Annotated in this window: 8 protein-coding genes and 1 pseudogene; 8 read left to right on the top strand and 1 reads right to left on the bottom strand. The window is 70.1% G+C overall.

Going from position 1 to position 12,398, the window contains the following annotated elements; genetic code table 11:
* Window positions 1-150 precede the first annotated feature (150 nt).
* Window positions 151-804: a TetR/AcrR family transcriptional regulator gene (locus tag IE318_RS12880; RefSeq protein ID WP_229903489.1), complete on the top strand. Its 654-nt coding sequence runs from the start codon at window positions 151-153 to the stop codon at window positions 802-804.
* A 721-nt stretch (window positions 805-1,525) separates the two neighbouring features.
* On the opposite strand, the gene IE318_RS12885 is transcribed toward IE318_RS12880, so the two are convergent.
* The gene (locus IE318_RS12885; protein ID WP_189899826.1) at window positions 1,526-2,011 is read right to left on the bottom strand and encodes a hypothetical protein; all 486 of its coding nucleotides are present in this window, start codon (window positions 2,009-2,011) and stop codon (window positions 1,526-1,528) included.
* A 372-nt stretch (window positions 2,012-2,383) separates the two neighbouring features.
* Here IE318_RS12885 and IE318_RS12890 point away from each other — a divergent pair, with 372 nt between their 5' ends.
* The 7 genes and pseudogenes from IE318_RS12890 (at window position 2,384) to IE318_RS12920 (ending at window position 12,292) form a co-directional block, all read left to right on the top strand.
* A complete protein-coding gene (locus IE318_RS12890) occupies window positions 2,384-2,593 on the top strand; it encodes a ferredoxin (RefSeq protein WP_189900085.1) in 210 nt (69 codons plus the stop codon).
* Window positions 2,583-3,938 carry an NAD(P)/FAD-dependent oxidoreductase gene (locus IE318_RS12895; protein ID WP_189899829.1) on the top strand — a complete coding sequence of 452 codons (1,356 nt, stop codon included), beginning with the start codon at window positions 2,583-2,585 and terminating at the stop codon, window positions 3,936-3,938. Before IE318_RS12890 ends, IE318_RS12895 begins: the two co-directional genes overlap by 11 nt.
* 28 nt (window positions 3,939-3,966) lie before the next feature.
* Window positions 3,967-5,148, top strand: a complete 1,182-nt coding sequence (locus IE318_RS12900) for a cytochrome P450 (RefSeq protein ID WP_189899831.1) — start codon at window positions 3,967-3,969, stop codon at window positions 5,146-5,148.
* Window positions 5,149-5,592: 444 nt separating this feature from the next.
* Window positions 5,593-8,055 (top strand): SpoIIE family protein phosphatase, encoded by a 2,463-nt coding sequence (locus IE318_RS12905; protein WP_189899834.1) that lies wholly within the window; start codon window positions 5,593-5,595, stop codon window positions 8,053-8,055.
* Between the two features lie 86 nt (window positions 8,056-8,141).
* Window positions 8,142-10,178, top strand: a pseudogene (locus IE318_RS12910) (SpoIIE family protein phosphatase); the annotation flags it as partial.
* 249 nt (window positions 10,179-10,427) lie between these two features.
* Window positions 10,428-11,843: a DEAD/DEAH box helicase gene (locus tag IE318_RS12915; RefSeq protein WP_189900087.1), complete on the top strand. Its 1,416-nt coding sequence runs from the start codon at window positions 10,428-10,430 to the stop codon at window positions 11,841-11,843.
* A gap of 206 nt (window positions 11,844-12,049) precedes the next feature.
* Window positions 12,050-12,292: a DUF5302 domain-containing protein gene (locus tag IE318_RS12920; RefSeq protein ID WP_189899836.1), complete on the top strand. Its 243-nt coding sequence runs from the start codon at window positions 12,050-12,052 to the stop codon at window positions 12,290-12,292.
* The last annotated feature ends 106 nt before the right edge of the window (window positions 12,293-12,398 follow it).

Consider the following 12,398-nt stretch of genomic DNA (forward strand, 5'->3'; position numbering starts at 1 on the left):
ACCATACGCGGTATGGAAAGTGGCGTGCAACCCCGGGACCGCAGGTGGGGCTGTGGTGAAGCTCATTTCCATACTGTGTACGGAACTGGTACCGTACGAGGTATGGAAAAGAAGGTGAGACGCCCCCCGCGGGGAACGAGGAAGAGAGACGTGCCCCTGACGGAGGCCGGGATCTATGCCGCCGCCCTGCGGCTCATCGACGAGGACGGGGTCGAGGCGCTCACCATGCGCAAACTCGCCACCGCGCTCGACGCGAACCCGATGTCGCTGTACCACCACGTGCCGAACAAGGAAGCCGTGCTGCGCGGCGTGACGAGAATGGTCGGAGCGCAGTTCCGCACCGTGACACTGGAGGACGCGCCCTGGCAGGAGCGGATCCGCCTGCTCGCCACGGACTTCCGGACCCTGGCGCACCGTCACCCCAGGCTGCTGGCGTACTCGTTCAGCCACCAGCCGGACTTCATCCAGCCCGACGACCCGTTCTGGACCGCCCTCACCGCCATCGTGGCCGCTGCCGGTGTGCCGCAGCCAGAGGTCTCGGAGATCGCCGCGCTGATGGTCGCCGTCGTCATCGGTGTCCTCACCGCAGAACTGAACGGCGCACTCCACCAGTGGTCGACGCTCACGTCCCACGGCCCTGAAGTCGACGAAGACGGGGCCGCGGACGCAGACCCTGGCTCTACGAGTGCGGCCCCTGAAGGCCCTGACCAGGACCACATGTTCCGTCTCGTGATGGACACGCTGATCACGGGCCTGGAAGGCCGCCTCACCGCCGGTCGTGACGGCCGGCACGCCGGCCATTGAGCCAGTCAGCCTGAGACGCCGCGCCCCATGCGCTGGCGCCTGAGGCGCGCCCGTAGTCGGGCGATATCAGGCTGCGACACACGGGAGCCACCCCGCCACATCGGGTGAGACCGCCCGGCGGGGCGGTTTCACATCCAGCCTCCGCACGGCAGCCGTATGCCGACGCTGAACCGTGAAATGACCATGGTCGTTGGCTTGTTCCTGGTCTCCTTCCTGAGGGGGAGACCGTCGGCCTCGTCTAGCTGAATACCTGCGTCATCAGTAGGAGTCCATGAGTCGAGCAGTTCAGCAGGCTCGGCCAGCACTCCGGCTGACCGCTCCGTCCCTGCGGCAGAGCCTGCCGATGAGTGGCGAGCTACGGAGCGCGGGAAGGTGGGCGATGCGACGCAGGTAGCGGGTTGCCGCGTGGCGGCTGGTCTCACCGGGGCGGGTCGGCCGCGGAGTCGCGGCGAACATCCTTGGTCTCAGCGATCGATGCTGTACCGGTCGTGGTGGTGGTGAACCGACTCGTCACGGTCCCCACCTCGATGCCGGCCGCGGTTGCCGGGGCCCGGTCACGACCCTGCGACGGTGGTGAGCAGGGAGCGGGCCCTCGCTCGGTCACCCGCCCGGGCGGCGGGCAGGGGACCGCTGATCCGTGACCAGCGGTCGCATCCCTGCCGCCGACAGGCATCAAGGCGAGGGGTACGGCCTCCGCTCAGGGGCACAGGCGGGACCCGTCCTACCGGTCACCGTGGTTGCGGTCGTGGTGGTCCCAGCCGTAGTAGTCCCGGTCACCGTGGTTCCGGTCGTGGTGGTCCCAGCCGAAGTAGTCCCGGTCACCGCGGTTCCAGTCGTGGTGGTTCCAGCCCCGGCCGTCGCTCTCGTAGCGGTTCCAGTCGTGCCGGTAGGACCTGTCGGACTTCCACTCGCGCCGCTCATCGTCCGAGCGGTAGCAGCGACCGTCGCGGCTGTGCCAGAGGGAGCCGGCGACATGGTCGTCGTGGTGCCAGCCACGCTTTCCGTCCCAGCAGTAGCCCTGCTCGATCAGGTAACCCACGCCGTGGTCCCAGCGGTAGTCGGCGGCGTTGACGCCGACGGCCGACCGCTGGACATGCACAGAGGCGGGAGTCGCGGCCGAAGCGGTGCCCCCGGCACCGACAACGGCGACACCCGCGACCGCCACGGAGGAAACGGCGACAGCAATCCGCTTCGTGAGCTTCTTCATGATCTTTCCTTCCGGTTGGTGCGATCTGCACCAACAGCTGCTTTTGCAGGCGATGTGAGGCGCCTGGCGTTGTGTGGCGTTGTCCGTCAAGCAGTTCCATACGCTGTATGGAATCGCCCTGCCAGGATAACCATACGACGTATGGAAATGGGGAGACGGTGACGGTGACTCGGGTCACCCGGACCACCTGGCCGAAGGGGGCGCACCTGAACGCTTCTCCGTAACTGGGGCGTCGTTGCCGGGAGTTCATCTCTCTCCCCCTCGCCCTGCCGGCCCGAATACCAGCTCTCGATCACAAGGCATGCAGGGACTCGGCTCTGGCCCCATGCTGGAGAGGAGGGGGGTGTGACAACGGAGGAAGAAGTGGTGGAGATGCGGACCGTTGTCGACCTCACACGCTGCCAGGGCTATGCGCAGTGCGTGTTCCTCGCGCCGGAGGTGTTCGAGCTGCACGGTGAGGAGGGGCTGCTGTACACCACGGCCGTGCCCGACGATCAGGTGGAGCGTGTGCGCCAGGCCGCGGCCGCGTGCCCGGTGCAGGCGATCCTCCTGGGGGAAGAGGTGAGCACCGGTGCCCGGTGACCTGAAAGACGGCCGCATCGTCATCGTCGGCGCCTCGCTGGCCGGGCTGAGAGCAGCCGAGGTGCTGCGAGAGGAAGGATTCACGGGTTCACTGACGGTGGTGGGGGACGAGCCCCATGTGCCCTACGACCGGCCGCCGCTGTCCAAGCAGGTGCTGCTGGGCCAGGCGACGGCGGACACCCTCGAGCTGCCGATGCGGCGGGACCCGGACGCCGAGTGGCGCCTCGGCGTGCGCGCCACCGGTGTGGACCTGCTGGCGAAACGGGTGTCGCTCGAAGACGGTGAGTCCCTGCCGTACGACCGGCTGCTGATCGCCACCGGGACCCGCGCGCGGCCCTGGCCCAACCCGGAGGAAGGCGCACTGGACGGCGTGTTCACCCTGCGCACGCGCGAGGACGGCGCGGGACTGGCCGAGCGGCTGGCCGCGAGGCCGGAGCGGGTGCTGGTGATCGGCGGCGGCTTCACCGGCTCGGAGATCGCCTCGGCCTGCCGGGAACTGGGCCTTGAGGTGACCGTCGCCGAACGCGGCCCCGCCCCCCTGGTGGGCGCGCTCGGCGGCACCCTGTCCAAGCTCGCCGCCGTCATGCAGCGCAATCACGGCGTGGACCTGCGCACCGGGGTGACGGTCACCGCCCTGAACGGCAATGGCAGCTTCACCGGCGCGCAGCTGTCCGACGGCAGCCGCGTCGAGGCGGACGTGTGTGTCGTGGCCCTGGGTGCGATCCGCAACGTGGAGTGGCTGGCGGAGTCGGGGCTGGCGGCGGGCCCGCGCGGCATCGCCTGCGACGCAGGCTGCCGGGCCTTCAACATGTACGGGATCGTCACCGACGATGTCTTCGTCGCCGGCGACGTCTCCCGCTTCCCCCACCCGCTCTTCGGCTACCAGATGCTGTCGCTGGAGCACTGGGGCAATGCCGTCGAACAGGCCGAGGTCGCGGCCCACAACATGGTCAACCCCGGACCGCTGCAACGACCCCACCTGGCCATCCCCGTCTTCTGGTCGACCCAGTTCGGCCTCAACATCAAGTCGGTCGGCGTGCCCACCTACTCCGACCACATCGTCATCGCCCAGGGCTCCCTGGAGGCACGCCGTCTGGCGATGGTCTACGGCTACCAGGGCCGGGTCACCGCCGCGGTCACCGTCGACATGGCCAAGGCGCTCGACTACTACCGGCACCTGATCGAGACCGCCGCTCCCTTCCCGCCCCCGCCCGGCGCGCAGGACCGTGCGATCGCGGCCGACGTCACGATCCCCTCCGCCGTACCGGACCCCTCTGTGCTCTCTCACGGCCCGACCGTCGCACTCACCGGTCACCTTCCCGACCGTCGGCTGACGGTGGTGTAGCCCCCATCCCGCCCCACGAGGAGCCGTCATGGACTCCGCGACCCTGCTGGCACGGATCACCGACTACGCCAGCCGTCCCAACCCCTACCCGTTGTACGCGGAACTCCGCGAGGCCGGTCCTGTGGTGCCGCAGGCCGACGGCAGCTACCTGATCGGCACCTACCACCACATCGCCGCTCTGCTCCACGACCCACGGATGAGTGCCGATCCCCGCACCCGCGGCGAGGCAACCCACAAGCCGCCGTTCCTGCGGCTCGACGACCCCGAGCACCACAGGCTGCGCACCCTCGCCATGCGGCCGTTCGGGCCCCCGCACAGCCCTGGCCGGGTCGACGGCATGCGCGGCGAGATCGACCGGATCACCAGGGAACTGCTGGAGCCGTTCGAGGCGGGCCGGCAGATCGACATCGTCGACGACTTCGCCTATCCGCTGCCCGTCACCGTGATCTGCCGCCTGCTCGGCGTGCCCCACGAGGACGAACCCCTTTTCCGGGCCTGGTCCGACGCGATCGTCGCCGCCGCCGACGTCAGGCCCGACGACTCCACCGAGCCGGACAAGGCCGGCGACCAGGCACGGATGGAGATGGGCGGCTACCTGTTGAACCTGGCCGAGCAGCGCCGTGGCAAGCCGGGCGACGACATGCTCTCCGCCTTCGCCAACGAGCCGGACCCGGCTCTACGGCTCACCGACGAGGAACTCGCCGAAACCGCCGTACTGCTCCTCATCGCCGGACACGAGACCACGGTCAACCTCATCACCAACGGCGCCCTCACCCTCCTGCGCCACCCCGAGCAACTGGACCGGCTGCGCCGGGAACCGGAGTTGCTCCCGCGAGCGGTGGAGGAGCTGCTGCGCTACGAGCCCCCGGTCCACATGCGTGAGCGCATCCCGCACGCCGACATCGACATCGCCGGCACCCTCGTCCCCGCAGGCGCGTCCGTCGTTCTGGTGCTGGCCTCGGGCAACCGCGACCCGATGCGGTTCCGCGATCCCGACCGGTTCGACCCCGCTCGCCCGGACAACCAGCACCTCGGCTTCGGCAGCGGCATCCACGCCTGCTACGGCGGACCCCTGGCTCGCGTCGAGGCGTATGCCGCGCTCGGCGCCCTGCTTCCCCGTCTCGGCAGCGCCCGCCTGGTCGAAGACCCGCCCCCGTACCGGCAGAACGCGATGCTCCGCGGACCCCGTCACCTGCCCATCCACCTGTGAAGCCAAGAGGGCACGGCTGAAGCCACGAGGGCACGGCGTCCTCGTCAGGCTACGACGGGAAGGGGGCGCCGGACGCTGCCGCGGGCTTCGCCCGCGGAGAAGCCAAGCATGTGCGGGAGCTTCTCGTCCGTGCCGTCCCAGACTTGCCTGCGCTGCAGCGAGGCGCTGAGTCGAAGGCGAGGCGGCAAGGAGCTGAGCCCGATCATCCCGGGCTTGCGGATGTTCGTCCCACACTCCTGATCGTTCAATGAATCCCGACGAGGCACTTGACGATGAAAGGATTACATCTGACTATTTCATCATAAATGGGCAGAATGTCGCATACGGACACATGCCCCACGTGTGCCGCTCAACCGGACAACGCCGTTCACCACCGCTGCACACAGAGCCGCCGCGCCTCGTGCCGACGCTCTCTTCACCTCCGCACCGATGGGATGAACCGCGATGACGTACACCGACCAGACCGCCCTCGCCGAGCCGGCGTGCCCCCGTGAGATGCCCGACGCCGCGATAGCGGTCGTCGACGCCGAGGGCACGGTGGTGGGGTGGACACAGGCAGCGCAGCAGCTTGTGGGGTATGCGGCCGGGGAGGTGGTGGGCCGGTCCGCCGTACACGTGCTGCCGCCCCCCGAGGAGGCCCACAGGGCCTCGGCGTTCGTCGAACAGTGCCGTGCGTGGGGTGGCTGGTCGGGGACGGCAGCGATCCGCCACCGCGGCGGCCGCACGCTCAGGGTGACGCTGCGGGTCTCATTGTTGTGGGGGCATGATGCGGGCAACCGGTGGCTGGTGTCCGTGACCGAGATAGGGTCCCTGTCCTCGGGGGCGACCGGAGGGCCGGTGCGGGAATCACTCCTTGCCCGAGCCCCGATCGGCATCGTCGTCTATGACACGCGGCTGCGCTGTGTCTGGGTGAACGACGCCATGGAGCGTCACGACGGCGTGCCTCGTCACCGACGCTTCGGGCGCGGCCTGAAGGACTCGCTGCCCGCCATCGAGGCCGAAGCGCTCGAGGTGGTGATGCGGCAGGTGCTGGAGAGCGGGACCACGACGGTGCACGAGTACCGGGCGTGGCCGCCTGCGGATCGGCGCCGTGAGCATGCGTTCTCGGCCTCGTTCTTCTGCCTCCAGGGCGCGGACGGCGCGCCCCTGGCCGTGTGTTCCATGACCGTGGACGTGACCGGGAACAGGCGTGCGCGTGAGCGCCTCGCCATCCTCAGTGAGGCCGGCACGCACATCGGGAGCACCCTCGACGTGATGCGGACCGGGCAGGAACTGGCCGAGCTGGCCGTACCGCTGCTGGCCGACCACGCCCTCGTCGATCTGGTGGAGTCTGTTCCGTTCGGCGTCGAGCCGTCGGCTCGGATCGGCACAGCGAGCGGCCGTCCGCAGTCGATGCGCCGCGCCGGTGTGGCCTCCGTCGACATGGGTGTCCTGGAGCTGCCGTGGGTGCGTGAAGAGGTGGTCCACACCCACCCGGACTCGCCGTTCACCGCCGCCATGCGCACGGGCCGGTCCTACCTGGAGCCGGTGCTGGACACCCGTTCAGGTCCCTGGGTCGACCACGATCCGGTGCGGGCGCAGAAGGTGCGTGACAGCGGCATCCACTCCTTGATGGTCGTACCCATCCGTGCGCGGCGCTGCGTGCTGGGCCTGGCGCTGTTCGGCCGCTCCGTGGAGCAGACGCCCTTCCAGGAGGACGACCTGCTCCTCGCCGAGGAGCTGGTCACCCGCGCGGCACTCTGCCTGGACAACGCGCTCCAGTACGCCCGTGAACGCACCGCCGCCCTCACGCTGCAACGCGACCTGCTGCCCCATCGGGTGCAGGGCGGTGCAGCCGTCGAGGTCGCATCGCGCTATGTGCCGGCCGACATGGACCACGGCGTGGGGGGTGACTGGTTCGACGTGATCGAGCTGTCCGGCGCCCGGGTGGCCCTTGTCGTCGGCGACGTGGTCGGCCACGGCATCAACGCCGCGGCGACCATGGGCAGGCTGCGCACCGCCGTGCGCACCTTGGCCGACCTGGACCTTCCCCCTGACGAACTGCTGGCACACCTCGACGACACGGTCCGACGGTTGAACGACGAGGAATCCGATGACTCCGGCCAGGCCCCCGCGGTGGTGGGCGCCACCTGTCTGTACGCCGTCTACGACCCGGTCACCCGGCGGTGCACGATGGCGCGGGCCGGGCATCCACCGGCCCTGATCGTCGGTGAACAGGGCCAGGTCACCGTCCCCGACCTGCCCGCCGGAGCCCCGCTCGGCCTCGGCCTCGGTCTGGTGCCCTTCCAGTCCGTGGAACTGGAACTGCCCGAGGGAAGTGTGCTCGCCCTCTACTCCGACGGGCTGGTGGAGTCCCGCGACGAGGACATCGACGTCGGCCTGCGCCGCCTGTGCACCACCCTGGCCCAGCCGGGTGGGTCGCTGGAGGACATGTGCTCGCGAGCGATGCAGGGCCTGCGGGGCCACGCACCGGCCGACGACGTCACCTTGCTCCTTGCCCGGACCCGCGCGATCGAGCCCGCTCAGGTCGCCTCCTGGGACCTGCCGAACGAACCGGTCACTGTCCAGACAGCCCGGCGCCTGGCCGCCCGTCAGCTCAGGGAATGGGGTCTGGAGCCACTCGTGACGCCCGTGGAGTCGATCGTCAGCGAGCTGGTCACCAATGCCATCCGCCACGGCGACGGCCCGAGCCGCCTACGGCTCATCCAGCACCGGGTGCTGACGTGCGAGGTCTCCGACAGCAACACCGGCCGGCCACGCCCCCGCCATCCCCACACGCTCGACGAGCACGGCCGCGGCCTCCACCTGGTCGCGCAGCTCTCGCGTCGGTGGGGCTCCCGCTCCGCAACGGACGGCAAGGTCGTCTGGGCCGAACAGGACCTGCCCTCCACGGCCGGTGCCCGGTGACCCGTCGGCGAGCCGGGCGGCCGCCAGCGAACATCCGTGCATGCCGGTATCCCGTAGCCGCGGGCTCTCATAAGGAAGCCAGAGACATGGACCACCCAGTGAACGGTGAAAACGCCGCCTCGGCCGGCGCCTCCCCAGCAGCGACGAGCGACTCCGGTGCCCGTCCCGGCGGAAGCATCTCTGCCTTGGACGGCCTGGCAGCCGCGGTGCTCGACGATCGAGGCGTGGTGGTGGGGTGGACCGGGACAGCAGAGGATCTGACGGGGTTCCCCGCCGACGATGTCCACGGCCGCCCTGTGCGGGAACTGGTGGCCGACCTCCCGGACGACCTGAGCGGGGCCACGCACGTGCCGGCCTTCGGCCAGGTGCGGCTGTGGCATCGGTGCGGCCACACCGTCGACGTCACTTTCCGGACCACAAGGCTGGGCACCCAGGCGGAACTCCTCGTACTGGCGGCGGCCACCCATCACGTCGCCGACCATCAGCACGGCGCGGCGCTCCTGCGGGCCCTGTCCGCACAGCACCGGATCACCATCGCTCTGCACGACACCGACCTCACCACCGTGCAGACGAATGCCACGCAGGACGCTCTCGACGGCCGTCCGGTACAGCCCGGCACCCGGCTGCACGACGTGCTGTGCGCCGAGGACGCCGAGAACCTCGAGGCGGTACTGCGCCAGGTACTCCAGACGGGCGTCCCGGTGGTCCACAGGAGCCGGCAAGTGAGCCTGCGGTACCGTCCGGCGCGGCGGCACGCGCTGTCACTGTCCGCCTTCCGCCTGGAGGACGCGCGCGGACGTCCCACCGGGGTCGCAGCCCTGTACATCGACGACACTGAGCTGCGCGCCCGCCGACAGCTGGATCTCGCCCGCGAGGTCGCCGAGCGGGTGGGGGGCTCCCTGGACGTCGTGCGCACCGCGCAGGACCTTGCGGACGTACTCGTACCCGCTTTCGGTGAACTCGCCGCAGTCGACCTCGCGCAGTCCGTCTTCTACGGTGACGAGCCCGCCGAGCGGCTGGGCGGCGGAGATCCGCATCTGCGCAACGCGGGCCTGGCGCCCGCCACAGCGGCGTGGCCGGCCGGCATCGAGCGTGGCAATCCCGTCCCACCGCTGTCCGACCACCCCCTCCTGCGCAGCTTCCAGCACGGCGAGACAGTCGTCTGCAGCCGGGACGACTTCGCCGCCCTGCTCGGCGGCCCGCACCTGGCCGAACACCTCATCCCGCACGACGCCCATGCGGTGATGGCGGCCCCCCTGTACGCCCGCGGCCTCACCCTCGGCGCGATCGTGGTCTGGCGCACCGGCCTGTCCGAACCCTTCACCGAGGACGAGACGGACCTGATGCGGCAGATCGCCTCACGGGGAGCACTCGCCATCGACAACGCCCGCCGCTACACGCGCGAGCACCGGGCGGCCATGGCCCTGCAGCAGAGCCTGCTTCCCCCGGCCACGACCGACACACCGGCAGCCGAGACCGCCGGCGTCTACCGGCCCGCACGCGGGGGAGCGGGCACCAACGGCGACTGGTACGACGCCATCGCCCTGCCCTCCCTCCGGCTGGCCCTCGTCGCCGGAGACGTGGTCGGCCACGGCATCCCCGCAAGCGCCACCATGGGCCGCCTGCGCGCCGCCATCCAGACCCTCGCAGACCTCGAACTGGAACCGGACGAGGTGCTCACCCGTATCGCGGACCTGGTTCAGCGCCTTGCGGCCGAAGCACCGTCCGACGAACACGACGCCGTCGGCGCCACCTGCCTGTACGCGGTCTACGACCCGGTCACCCGACGCTGCGCCATGGCCAGTGCCGGACACCCGCCACCCGTCCTGGTCCGGCCCGACGGGACCGCCGATACAGTCGACATTGTCCCCGGACCACCACTCGCCGTCAGCGGCATGCCGTACGAGACCACCACGATCGACCTCGAGCCAGGCAGCGTTCTCGCCCTCTACACCGACGGCCTGGTCGATCGAGGGGCGGACGACGACACCGATGGCGGGCTCCGACGGCTGACCCATGCGCTCACCACCTCCCATCGCTCGAACCGCACTCTGGACGAGACCGGCCGGGCGATCGTCGCCGACCTGGTGGACGAAGAAGCGCGTGACGACGCGACCCTGCTAGTGGCTCGCACCCGCGCCGTGCCCGCGGAGGACACCGCTCACTGGCAGATCCCGGCCCATCCCCGACCCGCTGCAAGCACCGTACACAGGGGCGATCGGTATCAGCGGCGCGAGGTTGTGCCGTGTGTTAGTCTCACGCGTTTGCGTGGTCGTCGCGGTGGGCGATTGTGTCTGTTCCGTTCGGCTTGTGCGTGGGCTGTCCAAACCTGCCGGGCCTTCCTCGGTAAGTTCCCTTGCGGAAGGCTGTTTATGAAGCATCCCAATGACTCCGGTATCGCTCACGGCAGTCCCGCCCAGCCTGGGGCAACGACCCCGACGCTGCTCCCGGCCGTCACCTTCGCCGGTCTGGAACTGCCGACGGAGATGCTGCGGACACTGAGCGAACTCGGGGTGCGCGAACCCTTTCCGATCCAGGCCGCCACACTGCCCGATGCCCTGGAGGGGTGCGACATCCTGGGACGCGGGCGCACCGGATCAGGCAAGACGCTCGCTTTCGGCCTGCCGCTGCTCGCACGGACGGCCGGGCGGCGCGCGGAACCGAAGCAGCCCCTTGCTCTGATCCTGGTGCCTACCCGGGAGCTGGCCCAACAGGTCACCCAGGCGCTGGCGCCGTACGCCCAGGCACTGGAGCTGGGGATCGCCACGGTCGTCGGCGGAACGTCGATCGGCCGGCAGGTCGCCGCGCTGCGCCAGGGAGCCGAGGTGGTCGTCGCCACCCCCGGACGCCTGCACGACCTGATCGAGCGCAACGCCTGCCGCCTGGGACGGGTGAGAATCACCGTGCTGGACGAGGCCGACCAGATGTGCGACTTGGGATTCCTGCCGCAGGTTGCCGACGTGCTCGACCAGGTGCACCCCGACGGTCAGCGGATGCTTTTCTCGGCCACTCTCGATCGCGACGTCGATCAACTGGTCCGCCGCTACCTCCACGACCCCATCGTCCACTCGGTCGACCCGGCCGCGGGCACAGTCACGACGATGGAGCACCACGTTCTGGTCGTCCACGGCCCTGACCGCTACGCCGTCATCACGGAAATCGCCGCCCGCGACGGCCGCGTACTGCTGTTCCTCGACACCAAGCACGCCGTCGACCAGCTCACCCGGCATCTGCGGGCCAGCGGGGTGCACGCCGGGGCCCTGCACAGCGGCAAGTCCCAGCCACAGCGCACACGGACTCTGGCGCAGTTCAGGAACAGCCAGATCACCGTTCTGGTGGCGACCAATGTCGCGGCCCGTGGCCTGCACGTCGACGACCTCGATCTCGTGGTCAACGTCGACCCGCCCACCGATGCCAAGGACTATGTGCACCGGGCGGGCCGCACCGCCCGCGCCGGTGAGTCCGGCAGCGTGGTCACGCTCGTGCTGGCGGGCCAGCGCCGTGAGACGAGCCGCATGATGGCCGGGGCCGGCATCGAGCCGACCGTCACCAAGGTGCGCTCGGGCGAGGCGGAGCTGAGCCGGATCACCGGCGCCAAGACTCCCTCCGGGATCCCGCTCGACGGCGAGTCCGCCGTCCCCCGACCCAAGAACACCAACGCTCCCTTCCGCGGCCTCGGTACCAGCAAGGGCACCTCCCGCGGCGCCGGCGGCAAGTCCCGAAAGGCGGGCGAGGCCCGCAAGCTCGCCGAGGCCCGCAGGGCCGCCCTCGTGCGTCGCAACGGCTGAGAGCCGTTGCCCTGGCAGCCTGGCCACGGGATCGACAACCCTCGGCCCGGCCCGAAGCCGTCCTGTGTGCCTCACCTACGAAGTCAACGCCTTTGGCCGCGACAGGGATGCCCGCCGAAACGGAGCAGGATGATGTTGCCGGCGCCTCGCACTGCGCCCGGCATGACAAGCTGTGCTTGCCCACCCCCCGAACCCAGGAGGTCACCATGACCGCAGAGCCCGTATCTTCGGAAGGTTCGGAGCCGGCTGTCCCCGAGACGTCCCCTCTGGAGCCGGACAGCGACGGCAACTACGACCTCAAGCGCAAGTTCCGCGAAGCCCTGGCGCGCAAGCGCGGTGCGCAGGCGGACGCCGCTGATGTTGCCGCCAAGTCCGATGCGTCGAAGGTGCGTTCGGCGCATGGCCCGGCTGCGAGCCAGCGGTCGTTCAGGCGCAAGAGCGGCGGCTGAGTCGATGAGTCCCGCGATCTAGCCGCTTCACCGGCACTCGCGCTATCCACTCGCGCGTCCCGTGCAGTGGCCCGCGACGTGCGCATGCCCGTGCGCGCGTTGCGGG

The organism is Streptomyces spiralis (assembly GCF_014654675.1).
GTDB classification, from domain to species: Bacteria; Actinomycetota; Actinomycetes; order Streptomycetales; family Streptomycetaceae; genus Streptomyces; species Streptomyces spiralis.